This is a genomic window from Streptococcus sp. zg-86, from assembly GCF_017639855.1.
Taxonomy (GTDB): Bacteria; Bacillota; Bacilli; order Lactobacillales; family Streptococcaceae; genus Streptococcus; species Streptococcus zhangguiae.
This window is the reverse complement of the sequence record NZ_CP072115.1, coordinates 70,791-95,629: the sequence shown is the minus strand read 5'-3', so window position 1 is coordinate 95,629 and position 24,839 is coordinate 70,791. Positions and strand designations below refer to the sequence as shown.

The window sequence follows — 24,839 nt, the reverse complement described above, 5'->3', positions numbered from 1 at the left end:
AGAAAAAGAATTAGCTTGTGAAATTTGTTCGTAAAAAAGCATACCTCTTTTGAGATATGCTTTTACTATTATTCTGATACGAGTTCTTCTGCCAATTCTTCAGCAATAGTATCTTCAATGATTTCAACTTCATTAACTGCCTGAGGTTCAATATTCCGGTAACGTGCCATACCAGTACCTGCTGGAATGATTTTACCGATGATAACATTTTCCTTCAAGCCGAGAAGGTTATCACGTTTACCACGAATCGCTGCATCTGTAAGGACACGAGTGGTTTCTTGGAAGGAAGCCGCAGACAAGAAACTATTGGTTTCAAGAGAGGCTTTGGTAATTCCCATAAGAACTGGACGAGCAGTCGCTGGAATACCACCTGCAATAACCACATCTGCATTGGCATCTGTAAAGTCTGTAATATCCATCAAAGTACCCATGAGCAAGTCTGTATCTCCTGGATCCATGACACGAACTTTACGAAGCATTTGGCGAACCATTACCTCGATGTGTTTGTCTCCGATTTCTACCCCTTGGCTGCGGTACACTTTTTGTACTTCAGAAAGAAGATAGGTCTCAACAGACAAGACATCACGTACTTCAAGCAAACGTTTCGGTTGAATAGATCCTTCTGTAAGTGCCTCACCACGTGCTACTTGGTCGCCCACTTCAACCTTCATTCGGGCTGTAAATGGTACCACATACTCACCTTCTCCAGTCTTACCTTTAACAAAGACTTTCTTCGTACGGGTAGCCGCATCTTCATCAATTGCAGTAACCTCACCCTTGATTTCTGTAATAACCGCTTCCCCTTTTGGATTGCGGGCTTCAAAAATCTCTTGGACACGAGGCAAACCTTGCGTGATATCTGAGTTAGAGGCTACACCACCCGTGTGGAAGGTACGCATGGTCAACTGAGTCCCAGGCTCCCCGATAGATTGAGCAGCAATTGTACCAACTGCTTCACCCACTTCAACCGCATCACCTGTTGCCAAGTTGATACCGTAACAATGACGGCAGACACCATGGCGAGTATTACATGTAAATACTGATCGAATGGTTACTTGTTCAACACCAGCATTCACAATCTCACGAGCGATATCTTCTGTAATCAATTCATTTGGACCGATGATGACCGCATCTGTTTCAGGATGTTTCACTGTCTTCTTAGTGTAACGACCTTGCAAACGTTCTTCAAGTGGTTCAATCATTTCCTTACCGTCAGTAATCGAACGAATGTCCAAGCCACGGTCTGTTCCACAGTCGTCCTCACGGATAATCACATCCTGAGCAACGTCGACGAGACGGCGAGTCAAATAACCTGAGTCGGCTGTCTTCAAGGCCGTATCTGTCATACCTTTACGCGCTCCGTGAGTTGAGAAGAACATTTCCAATACAGAGAGTCCCTCACGGAAGTTTGACAAGATTGGCAATTCCATAATACGTCCGTTCGGCGCAGACATCAGACCACGCATTCCGGCAAGTTGTGAGAAGTTCGAGATGTTACCACGGGCTCCAGAATCCATCATCATAACAATTGGGTTCTTTGGATCTTGTGATTCTGTCAAGCGTTTTTCCAATTTCTCTTTCGCTGAACGCCACTCATCTGTAACGGCTGCATAACGCTCATCGTCAGTAATCATACCACGGCGGAATTGCTTCTTGATTTGTTCTACACGTTCGTGTGATTCTTCAATAATCTCTGCCTTGTTATCAATAACTGGAATATCTGCGATTCCCACTGTCAAACCAGCAAGAGTTGAATGGTAGTAACCGAGATCTTTCAAGCGGTCAAGAAGGGCAGATGTTTCAGTTGTGCGGAAACGTTTGAAGATCTCTGCAATGATATTTCCAAGATTTTTCTTCTTGAATGGAGGATTGATTGGCAATGCCGCAATTGCAGCTTTAATATCAGATCCTGGTTCCAAGAAATACTTGTCTGGTGTACCCTCTGTCAAGTTAACATTCGTTGGCTCTTGGAGGTATGGCAACCCAGCTGGCATGATAGCATTAAATAAAATCTTACCAACTGTCGTCATCATCACTTTGTGTTTTTGTGATTCTGACCAAGGCTTGTCAATACTATCTGTCGCAATACCAACACGGGTATGCAAGTGAACATAACCATTACGGTAAGCCATCACCGCTTCATCCATATCTTTGAAGACCATTCCTTCGCCTTCACGACCTGCATCTTCCATGGTCAAGTAATAGTTTCCCAAGACCATATCCTGAGACGGAGTTACAACTGGTTTTCCATCCTTCGGATTCAAGATGTGTTCCGCCGCAAGCATTAAAATACGAGCTTCTGCCTGTGCTTCTTCTGATAATGGTACGTGAATCGCCATTTGGTCCCCGTCAAAGTCAGCATTGTAGGCTTCACACACGAGTGGGTGCAAACGAAGTGCCTTACCGTCAATTAGGACTGGCTCAAATGCCTGAATTCCAAGTCTGTGAAGGGTCGGTGCGCGGTTAAGAAGTACTGGATGTTCTTTAATAACTTCTTCTAAAATATCCCAAATGCGGTCATCCCCACGTTCAATCAAGCGTTTTGCTGCTTTTACATTTCCTGCAATCTCACGGGCAACAATTTCACGCATGACAAATGGTTTAAAGAGCTCAATCGCCATTTCGCGTGGCACACCACATTGGTACATTTTAAGCGTTGGACCAACGGCGATAACAGAACGTCCTGAAAAGTCAACCCGTTTTCCAAGCAAGTTCTGACGGAAACGTCCTTGTTTTCCTTTCAGCATATGGCTGAGCGATTTGAGCGGACGACTACCTGGTCCTGTAATCGGACGACCACGGCGACCATTGTCAATAAGGGCATCAACCGCTTCTTGCAACATCCGCTTCTCATTTTGTACGATGATACCTGGTGCATTCAACTCAAGCAATCGAGCTAAACGGTTGTTCCGGTTAATAACACGACGGTACAGTTCATTCAAGTCAGACGCTGCAAATCGGCCACCATCCAATTGAACCATCGGGCGTAAATCTGGCGGAATAACTGGCAAGATATTTAAAATCATCCATTCAGGTTTGTTTCCAGATTTGTAAAAGGCATCCAAGACATCCAAACGGCGTACTGCTTTAATGCGTTTTTGACCAGAAGCTGTTTTTAATTCTTCTTTCAAAGCTGCAATTTCCATTGGCAAATCTACTTGCTTCAACAAGTCTTGAATCGCTTCCGCTCCCATTTTCGCAACGAATGAACCAAAGCCATATTCGCGTAATTTTTCACGATACTCACGTTCAGTCATGATTGATTTGTGCTCAAGCGGTGTATCCTTTGGATCAATCACCACATAAGCAGCAAAGTAAATCACTTCCTCAAGAGCACGTGGGCTCATATCAAGGGTCAAGCCCATACGACTTGGAATACCTTTGAAGTACCAAATATGTGAAATGGGTGCTTTCAACTCAATGTGTCCCATCCGCTCACGGCGTACTTTGGCACGAGTAACTTCTACACCACAGCGGTCACATACGATTCCTTTATAACGGATTCGTTTGTATTTTCCACATGAACATTCCCAGTCTTTTGTTGGACCAAAGATAACTTCATCAAAGAGTCCGTCACGCTCTGGCTTGAGCGTACGATAGTTGATTGTTTCAGGTTTTTTAACTTCACCATAAGACCATGAGCGGACCTTATTGGGAGAAGCTAAAGTGATTTGCATACTTTTAAATCGATTTACGTCAACCACTAATAATCCCTTTCTTCATTTTTAACAAGAGGAGGAGCAGGAAACAGAAAAACGATATTTTCTGTCCCCACAAATCCTTATTCTTCTGATTCAGCGGCAAATGCTGCAGCAGCATCAGCTGCGGCTTTTGCACGCGCTTTTTCTAGATCATCTACGTGAATGATGTCATCATCTTCGCCTTCATCAAGGTCACGAAGTTCTACTTCTTGATCATCTTCATCAAGGACACGCATATCAAGACCAAGTGATTGCAATTCTTTGACCAATACTCGGAATGACTCAGGTACACCTGGTTTTGGAATTGGTTTGCCTTTGGTAATCGCTTCATAGGCTCTCAAACGACCGTTCACATCATCTGACTTGTAGGTCAAGATTTCTTGCAGAACGTTTGAAGCACCATAAGCCTCAAGCGCCCAAACCTCCATCTCACCGAAGCGTTGTCCACCAAACTGAGCTTTTCCTCCAAGAGGTTGTTGGGTAACGAGTGAGTAAGGTCCTACAGAGCGGGCATGAAGTTTATCATCCACCATGTGGTGGAGTTTAATCATGTACATGACCCCAACAGACACACGATTATCAAATGGCTCACCTGTACGTCCATCATAAAGAATTGTTTTGGCATCGCTATCCATACCAGCCTCTTTGACGGTTGACCAAAGATCTTCTGAACTTGCACCGTCAAATACTGGTGTTGCAATATGAATACCTAGGTTCCGGGCTGCCATTCCAAGGTGGAGTTCCATAACCTGACCGATATTCATCCGAGAAGGTACCCCAAGTGGGTTCAACATAATATCAACCGGCGTTCCATCTGGAAGGTATGGCATATCTTCAACGGGTACAATACGAGAGACAACCCCTTTGTTTCCATGGCGTCCCGCCATCTTATCTCCGACCTTAATCTTTCGTTTTTGAGCGATGTAAACACGAACCAGCATATTTACGCCTGATTGCAATTCATCACCGTTAGCACGGGTAAAGATTTTCACATCTCGAACAACACCATCTGCACCGTGAGGCACACGAAGCGAAGTATCACGAACTTCACGAGATTTATCACCAAAAATCGCATGGAGGAGGCGTTCTTCTGCTGACAAGTCTTTTTCACCCTTTGGAGTTACTTTACCAACAAGGATGTCGCCTTCTTTTACCTCTGCACCAATACGGATAATTCCCATTTCATCCAAATCTTTCAGTGCATCTTCACCAACGTTTGGAATTTCACGAGTAATTTCTTCAGGACCTAATTTTGTATCACGTGTTTCTGATTCATATTCTTCCAAGTGAACAGATGTATACACATCATCTTTCACTAGGCGTTCACTCATGATAACCGCATCCTCAAAGTTATACCCTTCCCAAGTCATGTAGGCAACGATTGGGTTTTGTCCAAGTGCCATTTCTCCATTTTCCATAGAAGGTCCATCTGCGATAAAGTCACCTTTTTCAACGATATCGCCAACTTTCACCAATGTGCGTTGGTTATAAGCTGTACCTGAGTTTGAACGGCGGAATTTTTGAATGCGATAAATATCAAGCGATCCGTCTTCACGGCGTACTTCAACCTTGTCTGCATCCGCATAGGTTACTTTTCCATTATGCTGAGCGATAACTGCTGCACCGGAATCGTGAGCTGCTTGATATTCCATACCAGTTCCTACATAAGGAGCTTTTGGATCAATCAACGGAACAGCTTGACGTTGCATGTTGGCACCCATAAGGGCACGGTTGGAGTCATCGTTTTCAAGGAAGGGAATACATGCTGTCGCAACAGCAACTACCTGCTTAGGTGATACATCCATGAAATCCGCAGACTCTGCTGGAAATTCTTGGTTGTTCCCTTGGTGACGTCCCATGACAATCTTGTCCACAAAACGGTTATCTTCATCCAATGGAGAAGTTGATTGCGCTACGATATAGGCATCTTCTTCATCAGCAGTCAACCAAACAATTTCATTTGTCACCGTACCAGTAGCACGATCAATCTTACGGTAAGGTGTTTGAATGAAACCGTATTTATTCAAATGTCCATACGAAGACAAGTTATTGATCAAACCGATGTTTGGTCCTTCAGGCGTTTCAATCGGGCACATACGACCATAGTGAGTATAGTGTACGTCACGAACTTCGTAACCTGCACGGTCACGGGTCAAACCACCAGGTCCTAAGGCTGATAGACGGCGTTTGTGGGACAATTCTGATAGCGGATTGTGTTGGTCCATGAACTGTGACAACTGTGATGAACCGAAGAATTCTTTGATTGCAGCAGTTACAGGACGGATATTAATAATCTGTTGCGGAGTTAATACTTCGTTATCTTGCACACTCATGCGCTCACGAAGATTACGCTCCATACGTGTCAAACCAATCCGTACTTGGTTAGCAAGCAATTCTCCAACAGCACGAATCCGACGATTCCCAAGGTGGTCAATGTCATCCACACGACCAAGACCTTCTGCAAGGTTTAAGAAATAGCTCATTTCAGCTAAAATATCTGCCGGTGTAATCGTACGAATATTTTCTGCTGGATTGGCATTCCCAATAACCGTTACAACACGGTCTGGATCTGTCGGTGCCACAATCTTGAATTTTTGAAGCAAGACTGGCTCTACTAAAACCGCAGATTCATTTGGACTGTATTCAACCAAGTTCAACTCATCAAATTGCTCTTCAATAGACTCAAGGATATCGCGATTCAAGACTGTTCCAGCTTCAAGAACAATTTCTCCTGTTTCACCGTTAATCACATGTTCAGCCAATGTTTGGTTGAGCAAGCGAGTACGAAGATTCAATTTTTTGTTGATCTTATAACGACCTACAGGGGCTAAGTCATAACGACGTGGATCAAAGAAACGTGCTGTCAACAAGCTACGTGAGCTTTCCGCTGTCTTTGGTTCACCTGGACGAAGGCGTTCATAAATTTCCTTCAATGCTTCATCCGTACGTGAATCAGCTGGGTTTTTATGAATATCTTTTTCAATGGTATTACGAACTAACTCACTATCACCAAAGATATCAAAGATTTCATCATCACCTGAGAATCCAAGTGCACGAACAAGAGTTGTAAATGGAATCTTACGAGTACGGTCAATCCGTGTGTAGGCAATGTCTTTTGAGTCTGTTTCTAGCTCTAACCAAGCACCTCGGTTTGGAATAACAGTTGAACCATAGCCAACCTTACCATTTTTATCAACCTTATCATTGAAGTAAACACCTGGCGAACGTACAAGCTGACTAACGATAATCCGCTCTCCACCATTGATGATAAAGGTTCCCATTTCAGTCATAATTGGAAACTCACCAAAGAAGACTTCTTGTGTTTTAATTTCGCCTGTTTCTTTGTTAATCAAACGGAAGGTCACAAAGATTGGCGCTGAGTAACTCGCATCATGGATACGTGCTTCTTCTAAGCTATACTTCGGTTCTTTCAATTCATAACCAACAAATTCCAATTCCATCGTATCTGTAAAATTGGATACTGGAAGTACATCTTCAAAAACTTCTTTCAGACCGTGATCCAAAAATTCTTTGAATGAGTCAGTTTGAATTTCAATCAAATTTGGTAAATCAAGAACTTCTTTAATTCTTGAAAAACTACGACGGGTACGGTGCTTACCGTACTGAACTTCATGTCCTGCCAAGTTTTTAACTCCTTCTTTTTTCTCTAGGTCTAGTTAATAAGACCACACACTGTCGTTTTGTCTGAATTTTTAGAATCTTTAAGAATCGGTGACAATTCTCAAGAATCTATAAAAATAAGCACAAAAAGAGCAGCTAAATCTTCCTTACGTAAGCCCGATTTAACTGCTGCAAGCCTTGTTTGGACAATATTTCAAACAAGACACACGACAAATAACATAGAGTTATTATACACTATTTCCCTTGATTTTTCAAGAATTTTCCTCATTATTTCTACATCTCTATAAAGAAAAGAAACTGAACCCCAGTCCAGCTTCCCTTATCAAAATTTGTAAAATAATGGATTGACAGATTGCTCTCTTTTGCGCTCCTTCAACTGTTGATACCTAAACCTAGAAAACAAAGAGCGAGCTCCGTGTTTGACAATTTCAAGTTTTTCTCACTCTCCATGCCATCTCCTCTATTAGCGATTGGAATCACTACTATTTACTTCTGGTTTTGTAGTGGATGATGTTGTTGTCGATGATGAACTTGTACTAGATGATGATTTTGGTGTTGGCTTTGGTGGAGCTGGTCGCAAAGCACTCCAAGCCTTTGCGTAATCATTATTGGTTCCACCAATCATAAAATGATAATTTGCTATAGGGGCACCATTTCTTGCCCAATAGCTTGTCGTCATTGCCCCACCTAGGGTAATGGGACTGCCATTTACCTGAACAGTTCCAGGTCGTGTTCCTGTCGAAGTCAAAACACTAGATGCGATGACACTATCATCCAACTGGAAACGCCCTGCGAATAAGTCTGGGCGTACTTCATAAAGGGCACTTGTAAGATAAGCTACATAGGCTGCATTATTGTGGTACCCCGTCAAAAGCTCCATGCCAGAATTATCATCATGACCAGCCCATGTTCCCAAGGTAATCTGTCGAGTTGCCAACATTAACCATACATCAGCTGTGTCATTACTCGTTCCTGTTTTCCCAACTATATCACTGGCTGCTGCCTGAGAATTGATAGAGGCTAAACGCCCTGGAAAAGTAGAGGTTTCACCTGATGCCAAGGCCGTTCTCAATAGCATCATCATAATACTAGATGTCGCTTTAGAATAAACCTGTACAGGATTCGCCTCATGTTGATAAATAACAGTCCCGTCATGAGCGGTAATTTTCTCAACGATGTAATGTTCGTTATAAACTCCACCATTTGCAAGGGCTTGATAGGCATTTGTATTAGCTGCAACTGTTGTTTCCACTCCACCGCCCAACGGAAGACTTTCAATATCATATAGATCGATATCATAATTCATCTTATCCATATATGATTTGACATCCACACCTTCATTTCGGAGCATTTTATAGGTCCAAAACGCCGGGATATTAGCCGAAGAATTTAAGGCACTTTGCAGAGTCATCATTCCTGTACCGTTGCTATTCACATGCATAATCGGTGTTCCATCAGAAAAAGTGGTTGGGTAATTAGATAAGATACTGGCTGATCCCATTAGTCCTTGATCAATTGCGACTCCATAGGCTAGAAAAGGCTTGATGGTCGATCCTGGGGAACGCTTAGTATTTAGGGCATGATTATTTTGGTTGACATGATAATCCCTTCCCCCTACAAAGCCTAAAATAGCCCCCGTATTGTTATCCAATAGGACACTACCTGTCTCAACCAAGCCACCACCGCTATCCAGCACATCTCCATAATTTGCTACTACCGATTGCATGGCATCATAGATATTTTTTTGAACCGTACTTGTTACCGTATAGCCACCTTGACTCAAGGTCTGTTTTGCCAAATCCTCATAAGATTTCACCGTTTTATCATTTTTTAAATCATATGCAGATACCTGATCTCGCTTAATCAAGTAGCGATACATAATCTCTTCTGCTTCTGATAAAACAGCATAATACAAATAGTCTCTCGTATCTTTCAAAATCGGAGCTGGAGGAACAAAATCCTTTTTAATATCGTAAGCTAGATAGGTCTCATAATCCGCCTCATTAATATAGCCCGCCCGATACATATTATATAAGACATCTTTTGAACGCTCGATTCCATAAGCCATCGCTTCATCTGATTTGAAACCGCCGCTGGAAGAGTAGGGGGAATAGACAATCGGACTTTGTGGTAAACCAGCAATGAAGGCTGCTTGAGGAACAGTTAATTCCTTTGCCGATTTCCCAAAAATACCCCGTGCAGCCTCTTCAATACCTGCGATATTTCTTCCTTGATTATTGCGGCCAAAAGGGGACACATTTAGGTAGGTTGTTAGAATCTCTTCTTTGCTCATGGCACGTTCAAGGGCCAAAGCTGAGATAATTTCGTTCGCTTTTCTTCTAAAAGTAGGAGCATCTCCTACAATTTGTTGCTTAATAAGTTGTTGGGTCAAGGTTGATCCACCACTTGATGAGCCAACTCCAGCAGAACCTAGAGCAGCACGCAGCACAGCTTTAGGTACTACACCATTGTGTGTCTCAAATGTCACATCCTCTGTTGCAATGACTGCCTTCTTGACATTTTCGGAAATCGCATCAGCCTCTACAGGAGTCCGCAATAAATCTGAACTAATCTCCGAAACAAGACTTCCATCAGCATAAACGACCTTTGAAATACGGCTCACTTCTGTCACATCTTTGACTAATTCCGTCGTATTGGGTACTTCCACACTATCAAATAAGCTAGCAACATACCCTAAACCAAGACCTGCCCCTAATACTCCAAGTAAGAATAATAAAATAGCTCCAAAATCCACTAACAATTTTAACGTGCGCAGACCAATACCAGCTATATCACTGATAGTGAAGGAACTCTCTGCTTCTTTTTTCTTCGGTAATTTAGTCGTCATACAAAACTCCTTATTCTCCCTATTTTATCACATTTTTTCGTATTTTACGAAATTTTCCTACACGATTGTCCCCAAAATATGGTACAATGGAAGCTAATGAAAAAACTTAAAAAGGAGAAGAGACATGCACATTTTTGATGAGCTAAAAGAACGTGGCTTGGTTTTTCAAACCACAGATGAAGATGCTTTGCGAAAAGCCCTAGAAGAAGGTCAAGTCTCTTATTATTCAGGCTACGATCCCACTGCCGACAGTCTACATTTAGGACATTTGGTCCCGATTCTCGTCTGCCGTCATTTGCAACTAGCTGGTCACAAACCCTACCCTCTTGTAGGAGGCGCGACTGGTTTAATCGGAGACCCTTCTTTCAAAGATGCCGAACGTAGCTTACAAACAAAAGATACAGTTGATAACTGGGTGAAAAGCATTCAAGCTCAACTAGAACGTTTCCTTGATTTTGAAAATGGAGACAATAAAGCTGTCATGACCAACAACTATGATTGGTTTGGGCGTATTAGTTTTATTGATTTCTTGCGCGACATCGGGAAATACTTCACCGTCAACTACATGATGAGCAAGGAATCCGTGAAAAAACGGATTGAAACAGGGATTTCCTATACAGAATTTGCCTACCAAATCATGCAAGGTTTCGACTTCTATGAACTCAATCGCTTGTATAACGTTACTCTCCAAATTGGCGGAAGTGACCAATGGGGGAATATGACTGCTGGAACTGAATTGCTACGCCGTAAGGCAGACAAGACTGGCCATGTCATTACTGTTCCACTCATTACTGATGCGACTGGTAAAAAATTTGGAAAATCTGAAGGAAATGCTGTTTGGCTCAATGCTGATAAGACATCGCCGTACGAAATGTACCAATTCTGGATGAATGTTATGGATGCCGATGCCATTCGTTTCTTGAAAATTTTCACCTTCTTACCACTTGACGAAATTGAAGAAATCCGAAAACAATTTGAAGCAGCACCTCATGAGCGTTTAGCCCAAAAAATCCTAGCTCGTGAAGTCGTAACCTTGGTCCACGGTGAAGCAGCTTATCAAGAAGCGCTGAACATTACCGAACAACTGTTTGCAGGAAATATCAAAAACCTTTCTGTCAAAGAGCTCAAACAAGGGCTTCGTGGCGTACCAAACTACACCGTAACAGCAGAGGATGACCTCAACATTGTTGAACTCCTTGTGACTGCAGGCGTTGTGAATTCTAAGCGTCAAGCTCGTGAAGATGTTCAAAATGGTGCGATTTACATTAACGGAGACCGTGTACAGGATCTTGACTATGTATTGACAGATGCTGACAAACTCGAAAACGAATTGACTGTTATCCGCCGTGGAAAGAAAAAGTATTTCGTTGTTACCTATTAACCATAAAAACTGGGACTTGCTCTCAGTTTTTACTATCTCATCTTAAAAAGAGGAGCAGAGCATGACTTGTATCTTTTGTCACGATATTTCAGAGGAAGCCATTCTGTATCAAAGCAGACATTTCAAACTAGTTTGGGATATAGACCCCATTCAGACAGGGCACCTCTTGATAATCAGTAAAGACCATTTTACCAGCCTGTCTGAACTCCCCTTGCCCCTTCTTCATGAGCTAGCAGAGTTAGAGCAAGAGGTGATCACTCTTATGGAGGAGACACTCCCCATTGACGGTGTCACTCTTGCACGCAATGACAAAAATCTAATGGACGAGGGGACACATTTTCATTCCCATCTTATCCCACGGCAAAAAGAGGACGGTTTTTGGGATAGGATTGAAGTTCAGAAACAAATCATACCGCTAGAAACCTTCGTTCACCAACTAAATACTAACAAATATAGTGGATTGAGAAAGGAATAGGACAAGGCAAGGAGCTGCAGATAGAACTGGCGTTCATCAAAGCGGCTTAACGATGTCCTAACCTTTATTCAATTCACTATAAAAAGCCATGACATCAGCAGAATAACATCTGTCGATCATGGCTTTTTCTTAATTCACTATCTCAACTGCTTCATAAACCGTATCAGCAAGGCTTGCTTGATAATCGGATAGCGTATGGCTAACGCTTGTCGCGACTGTTGCGATTTGGTGTGTTAAATCAATCGATACTTCCTCTACACCGGACATGGCCTGAAAATGCTCCTTTACGTGTCTGACACAATTTTGGCACGATAGATTGTCTAACTTAATTTTTTGCATGGGTATTCTCCTTATGATGATGACAAGTACACTGACCTGCTAAACAATGACAGGCAATCTGTTCAGGTGCTGATGATTCTTGTTGTGCGATTCGTTCTCCTAAGCTCCGCAAATCTGAACACGAAAATTCTCCCATTTCTAAGAGCTGGCCAACCAACTCACCGTGCTTGGTAGAACACATCGTATTCAGTAACAGTTGAAGCTGTAGCTGCACATGCTCTTTTTCCTCTACTAAAGGATAATAGTAATACTGGCCACTCACTTTTTCCATCTTCAAATAAGATTTTTTCCGCAACCGACCTAAGAGCGTCTTAACAGTCGAAACCTGCCAATCAAATCCTTCTTGTAAAGCCGAGATAATCTGACTCGAGGTATACCCTGGATGAGCCCAAATCACACGCATCACCTGCCATTCTGCAGCTGATATCATTTGTTCCATTACAGCACCTCCTTTACCCTAAAGTTTACACTTGTAACTGACATTTGTCAACTATTCCTACTTAAAAAGAACTCACGGAAAGCCAACCTCGATAGTCCATAAAAAGAGAGGCTGAGACAAAAGTCTCTTACCTCGTTACGTTACATAGTTTTAATAGCTTGATGCATATCAATAGTCAGGGGAGTGACGATTGATACCTGAGCTTGAAAATCAAAAAGCGAGGATTGTCTGGTTTGTAAAACGTTGATAAATCAACATTCTATTAAAGAGGCTAGCGAACATTTCTTCGCTAGCCTTATTTCCAACCTTTCACACTTCTCAATTGTGAAAGCTAGTTAACATGCAGGGTATTAACAGTCCAGTGGACGGTTAATACTTGAGCCTAGAAATTAGAAAGCGAAATTAACAAAATCGATTTCTTATACGTAATCTTCCCAGATTACATTCTTTTGTGGGTGAGGACGAAGTCACCATGAATGTTTGTCCCACTCCCTCAGTTCACTACTCTTTAATGCGCTAACATTTCTTGACCGATTTCAAGACCTGTCATCTCATCTGGATAATAGGTTGGCCAATTATCCAATTCTTCCAATAATTTTTCTTGGCTCTCTCCGCCAAAGTAGATATGGAAATGGCCTGTTTTTACCGGAGCAATATTGTGGTCACTAAACTGAACATACTTGAAACGTCCTGCATTGGCTTCGGTCGCTTCAAATAAGAAACGAACACCACGATTTCCTTTCTTATAGTTCAAGATTTTATAACCAACATATTTATAGGTATACTTTTCAGACTGCCCCTTGACGACAAACTCCATGGTATCATCTGTGATATTGATCTGTTCAACATCTGTCTTATAGCCCTTGTCATAATAAGTCTTGTATTCTTCTGCTGTCATCTGACCGCTTAATTTCGCCTTATAATCAAAGACTTGATTAAAAGTACCATCAACTAGATACGGATACACGGACTGCCATTCTCCCACATAATCCGACAAGGTTCTGTCTTTAACAGCATTATCTTCAAAATAACCTGCATAGACTGTCTTTGTTGCTTCTTCCCCAGCTTCTGGTTGAATCTCTGGCCCAGTTTGACTCGTTGTTTTTTCCAAAGCCTTCAAATTTTCTTCCATGACAGAAAGATAATCTGCTCCATTCTTAACATCCTCGTCTGTCAAACTTTCCAATGGATTTAAAACTGCTAATTCTACACCTGTTTCTTTTGACAGGGTTTCAGCTACCGCTTTTGAAGCATTTTCTTCAAAGTAAATATACTTAATCCCATACTGTTTGATATATTTCGTCAACTCTGCCAAACGAGACGGAGTTGGTTCTTGATCCGCAGATACTCCTGTAATAGATACCTGTTTTAAACCATAATCCAATGCTAGATAGGCAAAGGCTGTATGTTGGGTCACAAAATACTTCTGTTTAGCATTTGACAAGGTCTTTTGATAATTTGCATGCAACGCTTCTAATTTTTGCACATAGGCAGCTGCATTCTTTTCAAATACTTCTTTTTTGTCTGGGTATTTGGCAACCAAACCATCACGAATCGCCTCTACAAGATGAACAGCTCGCTCTGGTGACAACCAAACATGAGGGTCGAATTCATGATGATGACCTTCTTCTCCATGATCATGATCCTCTTCTTCCTCACCACCAGGTAAGAGAAGCATCCCTTCTGTCGCCTTAATCACATTGACTTTTTTAGTATCAACAGATGTCAACACATCTGGTACCCATGTTTCCATATTTTCATTTTCGTAGACGAAAACATCCGCTTCTTGAATTTCTGCAATATTCTTGGCTGAAGGTTCAAAATCATGTGGTTCTGTCCCTGCTTTTACCAAGAGAGAAACATCAGCCTCATCTCCTACTACTTGTTTAGTAAATTCATAGACCGGATAAAAGGTCGTTACAATTTGAAGATTCTTCTTAGCAGATTCTGGCTTGGAACCACATGCTGCTAACAAAATGAGACAGAGTCCCATCATCGCTACCAAAGATTTTTTCATTATTTCTCCTATCTTTTCCATTTATTAACCAAATTGACGAGTAAGAATATCCCAATAAAAATCAAGGTGATACTGGCACTGGCTGGTGTTTCCGCATAATAGGACATAAACAAGCCCGAAAGCATTCCAACAAATCCAGTCAGCATTCCAATTCCAATCACCATTTTAAAACTCTTGCCTAAGCGAAGGGCAATCGAAGCGGGCAAGACCATAATCGTTGAAACCAGTAAAGCCCCTGCTGCTGGAATCATGAGCGCAATAGCGACCCCTGTCACCACATTAAAGGCAATAGACATAGCGCGAACAGGTAAGCCATCTACAAAAGCTGTATCTTCATCAAAGGTCAAAATATACATAGGTCTTAAAAAGAGCAAGGTTAAGATTAATACAACCGCTGCAATCGCAAACAAGGCAATCACCTGCTCTTGATTAATGGTCACGATTGATCCAAACAAATATTGCTCTAGGCTCAAGCTACTCTTACCACCCGAACGACTCATGACAATCAAGGAAACAGCAAGACCGGTTGACATCAGAATAGCTGTTCCAATCTCCATAAAACTCTTATATAAGGTTCGTAAGTATTCCAAAAAGATTGCTGCGATAATGACGATCAAGATTGTCGAAACCGTAGGGGAGATTCCCAAAACAAGTCCAAAAGCCACCCCAGCTAACGATACGTGACTGAGTGTATCACTCATCAAACTCTGACGACGCAAAATCAGGAACACCCCCAATATTGGGGAAAATAAACTCATTGCAATAATGGCTAGAAAGGCCCGTTGCATAAATTCATAATGAAATATCGAGAAATCAAGCACATTACCCATGTCTTACCCCCTCTTCCTTATCATGCACATTAAAACAACGCCAAGGAGATGCTTGATCTCGTACAAGATAAATATTTCTGTCAGCATAGTTGCGTAATTCATCCGCATCATGTGTAATCATCAAAATAGATTTCCCATGCTTTTTCGCACTATGGTGCATTAACTCATAAAAAGCGGCCTTCGTCCCACTATCCATCCCTGTTGTCGGTTCATCCAAAATAAAAATATCCGGATCTGATGCAAACATGCGAGCAATCACCGCCCGTTGCTTCTGACCACCACTCAAGGAACCAAGTCGCTTGTCCTTGTGCTCCCACATCCCAACAGACTCTAAACTCGTCCGAATGTGCTCCTCATCATGGCTTGTCAATCGTCGAAACCACCCTCGTCGAGGATAGCGCCCTGATTTAACAAATTCATAAACTGTACTTGGGAAACCAGCGTTAAAACTTGCAATCTGCTGAGGCAAATAAGCCATTCTTAACTTTTTCCCAGCAATACTTGTCTCTGAAATCGTGACCTTTCCCTTCCTTGGCTTTAAAATACCTAAAGTAGCTTTGATTAAGGTAGTCTTTGCTGCTCCATTTTCACCTGTCAACGTCACAAATTCTCCACTATCTAGATGATAATGGATATGTTCTAAAACAGGTTCTTGATCATATACAAACGATAGATCCTCTACTGTAATATATCTCATACTTCCTTCCGAATCTTTTTTACTAAATCAGTCAAAAAACGACCAATAATCACTTGCTCTTCTTCTGAATAATGACTAACTAATTCTTCATAAGAGGTTAACGTATGAGCATGGTGATGTGCATGTTCTGCAGCAATTGGCTTAGCTACATCCGTCAAGCTATATCGTACAATTCTCGCATCGCGACCATCCCGAACAGCTACTAATAAGTCTTGAGCAATCAAGGCCTTAATCGCCTTTGTAATGGCAGCCTGACTCACATTCAATTGTTTTGCGATTTCCTTATTCGTAAACGCATTATTTTCAATCAACATCAAGATGTGCTCTTGAGTGTTCGTCAAATGCATTTCACTTTGACAAGTCCCCACTAAAATCTCTAACTGATTCTCCGAACTCAGTATAATCTCATGTAAACTCCGATCAATCTGATGAGCTAATTGTTCCATCTCATATACCAATCCTTAATCACTTAATTAACTAGTTAATTTTATCATAAAAATAAAAAAAATCAAGTATTTTTCATTTTATTTTCATTATAAAGTCGCTAAATTTATGGAGCGTTATCTATGCTATCTTGGACAGCTTAGAAATCATGAATCAATTCGACAGCAAATCCCAGGAATACCGTGCCTTAAAAGGCTACTGGAAACCTCGCTTTTTTATTTCTAGGCTCGGGCTAAATCAGTCCACTAGACTGATTTACTCCAACAGGATAGTCGTAAACTCAGTGATAAACGGTTCTATCACCCTATGTTGCGAATGCATTTAACGAACAAAGAAATTCTAGAAAAACTCCTATCCTACTCAGATGGGCTACGACAACACTATGAACTCTATCAATTTCTCTTATTCCATTTCCAAGAGAAAAACTCAGATCATTTCTTCGGCCTCATCGAACAGGAGATTGCCTCAGTTAACCCTATTTTCCAGACGATTTTAAAAAAAGTTCTAAAGGACAAGGTTTTAAACGCATTGGAATTGCCTTATTCCAACGCCAAACTTGAGGCGACGAATAATCTCATCAAAGTCATCAAACGCAATGCTTTTGGTTTTAGGAAGATGAAAACTTTAAAAAATGGATTTTAATTGCCATCAACATCAAAAAAGAGAAGACCAAGCTGATCCTCTCTAGATGTTAGCTTTTCATCTACCCACTACCTACTACAGTTGACAAAGAGCCGATATTCATGACCAAAAGTTGACCAAAAAACAAAAGAAACGTTGATAAATCAACGTTTCTGACACATAAAATATACCGGCGGCCGGGGTCGAACCGGCACGTCCTTGCGGACACTGGATTTTGAGTCCAGCGCGTCTGCCAATTCCGCCACGCCGGCTAATATATGATAACTGGGGTAGCTGGATTCGAACCAACGCATGAGGGAGTCAAAGTCCCTTGCCTTACCGCTTGGCTATACCCCAATAATAAAATAGGCGAGTGATGGGAATCGAACCCACGAATGTCAGAGCCACAATCTGATGTGTTAACCACTTCACCACACCCGCCATAATATAACACGGGCAGTAGGAATTGAACCCACACTGAAGGTTTTGGAGACCTTAGTTCTACCTTTAAACTATGCCCGTAAAGGTATGGAAGGGGAGGGATTCGAACCCCCGAACCCGAAGGAGCGGATTTACAGTCCGCCGCGTTTAGCCTCTTCGCTACCCTTCCAAAATATTAAAATAATGGCGCGAGACGGAATCGAACCGCCGACACATGGAGCTTCAATCCATTGCTCTACCAACTGAGCTACCGAGCCAAATCCACAATCAAATTGCGGGAGCAGGATTTGAACCTACGACCTTCGGGTTATGAGCCCGACGAGCTACCTAGCTGCTCCATCCCGCGTTACTATTATCTAAAAGGAGGATGTGGGATTCGAACCCACGCACGCTTTTACACGCCTGACGGTTTTCAAGACCGTTCCCTTCAGCCGGACTTGGGTAATCCTCCAATTTATAGTCCGTACGGGATTCGAACCCGTGTTACCGCCGTGAAAAGGCGGTGTCTTAACCCCTTGACCAACGGACCATAAAATAAATTAAAGATTTCTCTTTACTCCGCCAGTAGGACTCGAACCTACGACATCATGATTAACAGTCATGCGCTACTACCAACTGAGCTATGGCGGATAATAGCTAAGCGACTACCATATCTCACAGGGGGCAACCCCCAACTACTTCCGGCGTTCTAGGGCTTAACTGCTGTGTTCGGCATGGGTACAGGTGTATCTCCTAGGCTATCGTCACTTAACTATCTTGAGTATACGCGAGGTTTCCCTCTTTGTCAACTCAAAATTGAATATCTACTCTTCTTTAACAAGTTCTTCACCTCTTCCACTGTGATTCTCGTTGAATTTTACCTATCTAGGATAAGTCCTCGAGCGATTAGTATTGGTCCGCTCCATTGCTCACACAACTTCCACTCCCAACCTATCTACCTGATCTTCTCTCAGGGCTCTTACTAACTTAACGTTATGGGAAATCTCATCTTGAGGTGGGTTTCACACTTAGATGCTTTCAGCGTTTATCCCTTCCCTACATAGCTACCCAGCGATGCCTCTGGCGAGACAACTGGTACACCAGCGGTAAGTCCACTCTGGTCCTCTCGTACTAGGAGCAGATCCTCTCAAATTTCCTACGCCCGCGACGGATAGGGACCGAACTGTCTCACGACGTTCTGAACCCAGCTCGCGTGCCGCTTTAATGGGCGAACAGCCCAACCCTTGGGACCGACTACAGCCCCAGGATGCGACGAGCCGACATCGAGGTGCCAAACCTCCCCGTCGATGTGAACTCTTGGGGGAGATAAGCCTGTTATCCCCAGGGTAGCTTTTATCCGTTGAGCGATGGCCCTTCCATACGGAACCACCGGATCACTAAGCCCGACTTTCGTCCCTGCTCGAGTTGTTGCTCTCGCAGTCAAGCTCCCTTATACCTTTACACTCTTCGATTGATTTCCAACCAATCTGAGGGAACCTTTGGGCGCCTCCGTTACCTTTTAGGAGGCGACCGCCCCAGTCAAACTGCCCGTCAGACACTGTCTCCGATAGGGATCACCTATCCGGGTTAGAGTGGCCATAACACAAGGGTAGTATCCCAACAACGCCTCCTTCGAAACTGACGTCCCGATCTCTTAGGCTCCTACCTATCCTGTACATGTGGTACAGACACTCAATATCAAACTGCAGTAAAGCTCCATGGGGTCTTTCCGTCCTGTCGCGGGTAACCTGCATCTTCACAGGTACTAAAATTTCACCGAGTCTCTCGTTGAGACAGTGCCCAAATCATTACGCCTTTCGTGCGGGTCGGAACTTACCCGACAAGGAATTTCGCTACCTTAGGACCGTTATAGTTACGGCCGCCGTTTACTGGGGCTTCAATTCAGATCTTCGCGTTACCGCTAAACCCTCCTCTTAACCTTCCAGCACCGGGCAGGCGTCACCCCCTATACATCATCTTACGATTTAGCAGAGAGCTGTGTTTTTGATAAACAGTTGCTTGGGCCTATTCACTGCGGCTCAGTCTAGCTGAGCACCCCTTCTCCCGAAGTTACGGGGTCATTTTGCCGAGTTCCTTAACGAGAGTTCTCTCGCTCACCTGAGGCTACTCGCCTCGACTACCTGTGTCGGTTTGCGGTACGGGTAGAGTATGATACATCGCTAGAAGCTTTTCTTGGCAGTGTGACATCACTCACTTCGCTACTAATCTTCGCTCCCCATCACAGCTCAACGTTACAGGTATAAGCATTTGACTCATACCACGCCTCACTGATTAGCCGGACTCTTCCAATCGTCCGGTTGAGTTAGCCTACTGCGTCCCTCCATCACTTCATACTCTAGTACAGGAATATCAACCTGTTGGCCATCGGATACACCTTTCGGTCTCTCCTTAGGTCCCGACTAACCCAGGGCGGACGAGCCTTCCCCTGGAAACCTTAGTCTTACGGTGGATGGGATTCTCACCCATCTTTCGCTACTCATACCGGCATTCTCACTTCTATGCGTTCCAGCGCTCCTCACGGTACACCTTCTCCACACATAGAACGCTCTCCTACCATACCTATAAATAGGTATCCACAGCTTCGGTAAATTGTTTTAGCCCCGGTACATTTTCGGCGCAGGGTCACTCGACTAGTGAGCTATTACGCACTCTTTGAATGAATAGCTGCTTCTAAGCTAACATCCTAGTTGTCTGTGCAACCCCACATCCTTTTCCACTTAACAATTATTTTGGGACCTTAGCTGGTGGTCTGGGCTGTTTCCCTTTCGACTACGGATCTTAGCACTCGCAGTCTGACTGCCGATTATATCTCGTTGGCATTCGGAGTTTATCTGAGATTGGTAATCCGAGATGGACCCCTCACCCAAACAGTGCTCTACCTCCAAGAGACTTAACATCGACGCTAGCCCTAAAGCTATTTCGGAGAGAACCAGCTATCTCCAAGTTCGTTTGGAATTTCTCCGCTACCCACAAGTCATCCAAGCACTTTTCAACGTGCCCTGGTTCGGTCCTCCAGTGCGTTTTACCGCACCTTCAACCTGCTCATGGGTAGGTCACATGGTTTCGGGTCTATAACATGATACTAATTCGCCCTATTCAGACTCGGTTTCCCTGCGGCTCCGTCTCTTCAACTTAACCTCGCATCATATCATAACTCGCCGGTTCATTCTACAAAAGGCACGCTCTCACCCATTAACGGGCTCGAACTTGTTGTAGGCACACGGTTTCAGGTTCTATTTCACTCCCCTCCCGGGGTGCTTTTCACCTTTCCCTCACGGTACTGGTTCACTATCGGTCACTAGGGAGTATTTAGGGTTGGGAGATGGTCCTCCCAGATTCCGACGGGATTTCGCGTGTCCCGCCGTACTCAGGATTCTGCTAGGTACAGATTCTGTTTCGAATACGAGGCTCTTACTCTCTTTGGCTCCCCTTCCCAGAGGATTCTTCTACAAATTCTGAGTCCACATTGCAGTCCTACAACCCCGAAGAGTAAACTCTTCGGTTTGCCCTCCTGCCGTTTCGCTCGCCGCTACTAAGGCAATCGCTTTTGCTTTCTCTTCCTGCAGCTACTTAGATGTTTCAGTTCACTGCGTCTTCCTTCGCATGACCTTAACAGTCATGGATAACATGCATTACATGTTGGGTTCCCCCATTCGGACATCCCTGGATCAATGCTTACTTACAGCTCCCCAAGGCATTTCGTCGTTAGTCACGTCCTTCTTCGGCTCCTAGTGCCAAGGCATCCACCGTGCGCCCTTATTAACTTAACCTTATTTAACCTAATTCTTTCAAATTAGAAAACTCATTAATTCACAGCGTTTTCGGTTTATTTTCTTGTTACTATTTGATATAGATATTCAATTTTCAATGGACAATTCCTACAATCACATCCAGTGACTGTATGGAGCCTAGCGGGATCGAACCGCTGACCTCCTGCGTGCAAAGCAGGCGCTCTCCCAGCTGAGCTAAGGCCCCACAAGACCTCTCAAAATTAAAGAAGACTACGTACAGAGTTCCGTTTCCTTAGAAAGGAGGTGATCCAGCCGCACCTTCCGATACGGCTACCTTGTTACGACTTCACCCCAATCATCTATCCCACCTTAGGCGGCTGGCTCCTTTCGGTTACCTCACCGACTTCGGGTGTTACAAACTCTCGTGGTGTGACGGGCGGTGTGTACAAGGCCCGGGAACGTATTCACCGCGGCGTGCTGATCCGCGATTACTAGCGATTCCGACTTCATGTAGGCGAGTTGCAGCCTACAATCCGAACTGAGACTGGCTTTAAGAGATTAGCTTGTCGTCACCGACTTGCGACTCGTTGTACCAGCCATTGTAGCACGTGTGTAGCCCAGGTCATAAGGGGCATGATGATTTGACGTCATCCCCACCTTCCTCCGGTTTATTACCGGCAGTCTCGCTAGAGTGCCCAACTTAATGATGGCAACTAACAATAGGGGTTGCGCTCGTTGCGGGACTTAACCCAACATCTCACGACACGAGCTGACGACAACCATGCACCACCTGTCACCAGTGTTCCGAAGAAAAATCCTATCTCTAGGACGGTCACTGGGATGTCAAGACCTGGTAAGGTTCTTCGCGTTGCTTCGAATTAAACCACATGCTCCACCGCTTGTGCGGGCCCCCGTCAATTCCTTTGAGTTTCAACCTTGCGGTCGTACTCCCCAGGCGGAGTGCTTAATGCGTTAGCTACGGCACTGAGTCCCGGAAAGGACCCAACACCTAGCACTCATCGTTTACGGCGTGGACTACCAGGGTATCTAATCCTGTTCGCTCCCCACGCTTTCGAGACTCAGCGTCAGTTACAGACCAGAGAGCCGCTTTCGCCACCGGTGTTCCTCCATATATCTACGCATTTCACCGCTACACATGGAATTCCACTCCCCCCTTCTGCACTCAAGTTCGACAGTTTCAAAAGCATACTATGGTTAAGCCACAGCCTTTTACTTCTGACTTATCAAACCGCCTGCTCTCGCTTTACGCCCAATAAATCCGGACAACGCTCGGGACCTACGTATTACCGCGGCTGCTGGCACGTAGTTAGCCGTCCCTTTCTGGTAAGTTACCGTCACTTAGCGGATTTTCCACTCCCGCTAACGTTCTTCTCTTACAACAGAGCTTTACGATCCGAAAACCTTCTTCACTCACGCGGCGTTGCTCGGTCAGGGTTCCCCCCATTGCCGAAGATTCCCTACTGCTGCCTCCCGTAGGAGTCTGGGCCGTGTCTCAGTCCCAGTGTGGCCGATCACCCTCTCAGGTCGGCTATGTATCGTCGCCTTGGTGAGCCGTTACCTCACCAACTAGCTAATACAACGCAGGTCCATCTAGTAGTGGTGCACTTGCACCTTTCAAATACTTACCATGCAGTAAGTACTATTATGCGGTATTAGCTATCGTTTCCAATAGTTATCCCCCGCTACCAGGCAGGTTACCTACGCGTTACTCACCCGTTCGCAACTCCTCCGCTCGGTGCAAGCACCAAGCTTCAGCGTTCTACTTGCATGTATTAGGCACGCCGCCAGCGTTCGTCCTGAGCCAGGATCAAACTCTCATCAAAAGTTTGAGTCTTCACTCATTCTGTTCATCTGACAGATTTATGTTCTTTTTGTTCATTGACGGTTTATGTCTCCATAAACCACCCTGCACGTTTGGTTCGTCTTCTTTAATTTTCAAAGGTCTTGTTTGCCGCTCTCTCAAGCGACAACTATATCAGTATATCACTTCTTGTTCCTCTTGTCAACACCTTTTTGAAACTTTTTTATCTTTTTTTCAATTTTTTCTTTTCGGCAAGAGCACTATATACCTATCGCTGTTCTTTTCAGCTAATCTAATATACTATATTCTATACCTGATTGTCAAGGGGATAAACCGAATTTTTTTCAAATGTAAAATCTCTCAGTTTGTACCGATAGTCAAATCAGAATTGAACAAGGGCAACCATTCTCTGCCATTGCAGCTCAACTCAGTAAAGAACCTTCTACTATCTCTAAAGAAGTTCGCAGAAACCTCTTTACCAAACAATCAACGCTTCAATCCAATTGCGATTCCTACCCATTGCTTAAAAAGGCACGTTACGTCTCTATAACAGGCGCCCTAGAAAGAAACAAGATTGTAGCTTCAATAAACAATTCTACTACGCTAAAAAAGCTCAGCTTTCAGAAGCGAGAATAGGTGTTGCTCTGAACAAAGAAGAGTTTTACAAGTTAGATGATATCGTGTCATCAGCTATCAAAAAAGGACAGCACCTCAATCACATCATTGCCTCCAATAGAGAAAGGATACCTCTCCCCCTAGACCCACTGACTTTCCTCGTGTCGTTAATGTTAGAAAACGCAGTACGAAAAGCCTTCCTCCTACCCCCCTCGCAATGTTAAAGTCGGACGATTTTTCCAAGACTTTCAAAACGGACTTGCCAAAGAAAATCTCTCCTCTTGGCTGGAAATAGATACCGTTATCAGACAAGTCGGAGGAAAGATTTTCCTGACCTTCAATGTCTCCTTTTATAACGTTATCGTCGCTAGACTTCTGGACAATAAAACCGCTCTTGAAGTCGCTAAGCACCTCTGACAGATCAAGAAGTCATTCTTTGAAGCAGGGAAAGATTTCCATGAGCTATTCCCTGTTATCCTAACTGACAATAGTGGAGAATTCGCTAGAGTTGACGACATTGAAATGGACGTGAGAAAGGAACGAGCTTTGATAACGTAACTCAAGAAGAGGTCATTCTCATCTGTTCTCACGTGAACGGAATCAAACAACAGGCGCTAAACGGAAAGTCTGCTTATGAACTCTTTACATGCACTTATGAGAAGATATCACGGTTTTACTTGGCATTACTAACATTGACCCTGAAGATGTCTTACAGTCACCTAAACTAATCTCATAACCCTAAACTAGAAAGGGACTTATCCCATCCGAATTTCCAGTCAACTAGAACTTACTTTGA

The 24,839-nt window shown here is 43.6% G+C and carries 11 protein-coding genes, 11 tRNA genes, 3 rRNA genes and 2 pseudogenes; 4 read left to right on the top strand and 23 right to left on the bottom strand.

All coding sequences use genetic code 11. The features are described from left to right. Positions 1 to 68: 68 nt before the first annotated feature. The 3 genes from rpoC to pbp1b all read right to left on the bottom strand — a co-directional run bounded on the left by rpoC (position 69) and on the right by pbp1b (position 10,191). The gene (gene rpoC, locus J5M87_RS00600; RefSeq protein ID WP_160463144.1) at positions 69 to 3,704 is read right to left on the bottom strand and encodes a DNA-directed RNA polymerase subunit beta'; all 3,636 of its coding nucleotides are present in this window, start codon (positions 3,702 to 3,704) and stop codon (positions 69 to 71) included. A gap of 77 nt (positions 3,705 to 3,781) precedes the next feature. Then, positions 3,782 to 7,345 (bottom strand): DNA-directed RNA polymerase subunit beta, encoded by a 3,564-nt coding sequence (rpoB, locus tag J5M87_RS00595; protein ID WP_154607865.1) that lies wholly within the window; start codon positions 7,343 to 7,345, stop codon positions 3,782 to 3,784. 461 nt (positions 7,346 to 7,806) lie between these two features. Further along, positions 7,807 to 10,191, bottom strand: a complete 2,385-nt coding sequence (gene pbp1b, locus J5M87_RS00590; RefSeq protein ID WP_154607866.1) for a penicillin-binding protein PBP1B — start codon at positions 10,189 to 10,191, stop codon at positions 7,807 to 7,809. 124 nt (positions 10,192 to 10,315) lie between these two features. Between pbp1b and tyrS the strand changes: the two genes are divergently transcribed. Both tyrS and J5M87_RS00580 read left to right on the top strand, forming a co-directional pair. Next, positions 10,316 to 11,572 (top strand): tyrosine--tRNA ligase, encoded by a 1,257-nt coding sequence (tyrS, locus tag J5M87_RS00585; RefSeq protein WP_154607867.1) that lies wholly within the window; start codon positions 10,316 to 10,318, stop codon positions 11,570 to 11,572. A 61-nt stretch (positions 11,573 to 11,633) separates the two neighbouring features. Further along, the gene (locus J5M87_RS00580) at positions 11,634 to 12,047 is read left to right on the top strand and encodes an HIT family protein (RefSeq protein ID WP_154607868.1); all 414 of its coding nucleotides are present in this window, start codon (positions 11,634 to 11,636) and stop codon (positions 12,045 to 12,047) included. 129 nt (positions 12,048 to 12,176) lie between these two features. Here the strand turns inward: J5M87_RS00580 and J5M87_RS00575 are convergent, their stop codons facing one another. The 6 genes from J5M87_RS00575 to J5M87_RS00550 form a co-directional block, all read right to left on the bottom strand. Further along, positions 12,177 to 12,386: a heavy-metal-associated domain-containing protein gene (locus tag J5M87_RS00575; protein ID WP_154607869.1), complete on the bottom strand. Its 210-nt coding sequence runs from the start codon at positions 12,384 to 12,386 to the stop codon at positions 12,177 to 12,179. Then, positions 12,373 to 12,825 carry a CopY/TcrY family copper transport repressor gene (locus tag J5M87_RS00570; protein WP_154607870.1) on the bottom strand — a complete coding sequence of 151 codons (453 nt, stop codon included), beginning with the start codon at positions 12,823 to 12,825 and terminating at the stop codon, positions 12,373 to 12,375. Before J5M87_RS00570 ends, J5M87_RS00575 begins: the two co-directional genes overlap by 14 nt. 508 nt (positions 12,826 to 13,333) lie before the next feature. After that, positions 13,334 to 14,842, bottom strand: coding sequence for a zinc ABC transporter substrate-binding protein AdcA (locus tag J5M87_RS00565; protein ID WP_154607871.1), 1,509 nt, complete (start codon positions 14,840 to 14,842; stop codon positions 13,334 to 13,336). 8 nt (positions 14,843 to 14,850) lie between these two features. Next, positions 14,851 to 15,672: a metal ABC transporter permease gene (locus J5M87_RS00560; protein ID WP_154607872.1), complete on the bottom strand. Its 822-nt coding sequence runs from the start codon at positions 15,670 to 15,672 to the stop codon at positions 14,851 to 14,853. Further along, complete coding sequence (locus tag J5M87_RS00555) at positions 15,665 to 16,369, bottom strand: metal ABC transporter ATP-binding protein (protein ID WP_154607873.1); 705 nt, start codon at positions 16,367 to 16,369, stop codon at positions 15,665 to 15,667. The genes J5M87_RS00560 and J5M87_RS00555 overlap by 8 nt, the downstream gene beginning before the upstream one ends. Next, positions 16,366 to 16,815 (bottom strand): zinc-dependent MarR family transcriptional regulator, encoded by a 450-nt coding sequence (locus J5M87_RS00550; RefSeq protein WP_154607874.1) that lies wholly within the window; start codon positions 16,813 to 16,815, stop codon positions 16,366 to 16,368. The genes J5M87_RS00555 and J5M87_RS00550 overlap by 4 nt, the downstream gene beginning before the upstream one ends. 137 nt (positions 16,816 to 16,952) lie before the next feature. Between J5M87_RS00550 and J5M87_RS00545 the strand changes: the two are divergent. After that, positions 16,953 to 17,508: pseudogene (locus J5M87_RS00545) on the top strand (transposase); the annotation flags it as partial. Between the two features lie 114 nt (positions 17,509 to 17,622). Here the strand turns inward: J5M87_RS00545 and J5M87_RS00540 are convergent. From J5M87_RS00540 to J5M87_RS00475, 14 genes are all read right to left on the bottom strand, one after another. Beyond that, positions 17,623 to 17,706: transfer RNA gene (locus J5M87_RS00540), tRNA-Leu, on the bottom strand. A gap of 13 nt (positions 17,707 to 17,719) precedes the next feature. Next, positions 17,720 to 17,791, bottom strand: a tRNA-Gln gene (locus J5M87_RS00535). Positions 17,792 to 17,802: 11 nt separating this feature from the next. Then, positions 17,803 to 17,875 (bottom strand) — tRNA-His (locus J5M87_RS00530). Between the two features lie 10 nt (positions 17,876 to 17,885). After that, a tRNA-Trp gene (locus tag J5M87_RS00525) sits at positions 17,886 to 17,956 on the bottom strand. A 7-nt stretch (positions 17,957 to 17,963) separates the two neighbouring features. Next, positions 17,964 to 18,044: transfer RNA gene (locus J5M87_RS00520), tRNA-Tyr, on the bottom strand. A 15-nt stretch (positions 18,045 to 18,059) separates the two neighbouring features. After that, positions 18,060 to 18,132 (bottom strand) — tRNA-Phe (locus J5M87_RS00515). A gap of 15 nt (positions 18,133 to 18,147) precedes the next feature. After that, a tRNA-Met gene (locus J5M87_RS00510) sits at positions 18,148 to 18,221 on the bottom strand. A gap of 15 nt (positions 18,222 to 18,236) precedes the next feature. Beyond that, positions 18,237 to 18,326 (bottom strand) — tRNA-Ser (locus J5M87_RS00505). A gap of 6 nt (positions 18,327 to 18,332) precedes the next feature. After that, positions 18,333 to 18,404, bottom strand: a tRNA-Glu gene (locus J5M87_RS00500). 27 nt (positions 18,405 to 18,431) lie between these two features. Then, positions 18,432 to 18,505: transfer RNA gene (locus tag J5M87_RS00495), tRNA-Asn, on the bottom strand. A 5-nt stretch (positions 18,506 to 18,510) separates the two neighbouring features. Next, positions 18,511 to 18,626: ribosomal RNA gene (gene rrf / locus J5M87_RS00490) — 5S ribosomal RNA — on the bottom strand. 114 nt (positions 18,627 to 18,740) lie between these two features. Continuing rightward, positions 18,741 to 21,645: ribosomal RNA gene (locus tag J5M87_RS00485) — 23S ribosomal RNA — on the bottom strand. Positions 21,646 to 21,777: 132 nt separating this feature from the next. Beyond that, positions 21,778 to 21,850 (bottom strand) — tRNA-Ala (locus J5M87_RS00480). 52 nt (positions 21,851 to 21,902) lie between these two features. Next, positions 21,903 to 23,450: ribosomal RNA gene (locus J5M87_RS00475) — 16S ribosomal RNA — on the bottom strand. Together the 16S, 23S and 5S rRNA genes with 11 tRNA genes alongside form the textbook arrangement of a ribosomal RNA operon. A gap of 359 nt (positions 23,451 to 23,809) precedes the next feature. Between J5M87_RS00475 and J5M87_RS00470 the strand changes: the two are divergent. Then, positions 23,810 to 24,779 (top strand): annotated as a pseudogene (locus J5M87_RS00470) (helix-turn-helix domain-containing protein). The last annotated feature ends 60 nt before the right edge of the window (positions 24,780 to 24,839 follow it).

Coding starts and splice junctions, on each gene's coding strand:
- pbp1b (WP_154607866.1), bottom strand. CDS start 10,191: ATGACGACTAAATTACCGAAGAAAAAAGAAGCAGAGAGTTCCTTCACT.
- tyrS (WP_154607867.1), top strand. CDS start 10,316: ATGCACATTTTTGATGAGCTAAAAGAACGTGGCTTGGTTTTTCAAACC.
- J5M87_RS00580 (WP_154607868.1), top strand. CDS start 11,634: ATGACTTGTATCTTTTGTCACGATATTTCAGAGGAAGCCATTCTGTAT.
- J5M87_RS00575 (WP_154607869.1), bottom strand. CDS start 12,386: ATGCAAAAAATTAAGTTAGACAATCTATCGTGCCAAAATTGTGTCAGA.
- J5M87_RS00570 (WP_154607870.1), bottom strand. CDS start 12,825: ATGGAACAAATGATATCAGCTGCAGAATGGCAGGTGATGCGTGTGATT.
- J5M87_RS00565 (WP_154607871.1), bottom strand. CDS start 14,842: ATGAAAAAATCTTTGGTAGCGATGATGGGACTCTGTCTCATTTTGTTA.
- J5M87_RS00560 (WP_154607872.1), bottom strand. CDS start 15,672: ATGGGTAATGTGCTTGATTTCTCGATATTTCATTATGAATTTATGCAA.
- J5M87_RS00555 (WP_154607873.1), bottom strand. CDS start 16,369: ATGAGATATATTACAGTAGAGGATCTATCGTTTGTATATGATCAAGAA.
- J5M87_RS00550 (WP_154607874.1), bottom strand. CDS start 16,815: ATGGAACAATTAGCTCATCAGATTGATCGGAGTTTACATGAGATTATA.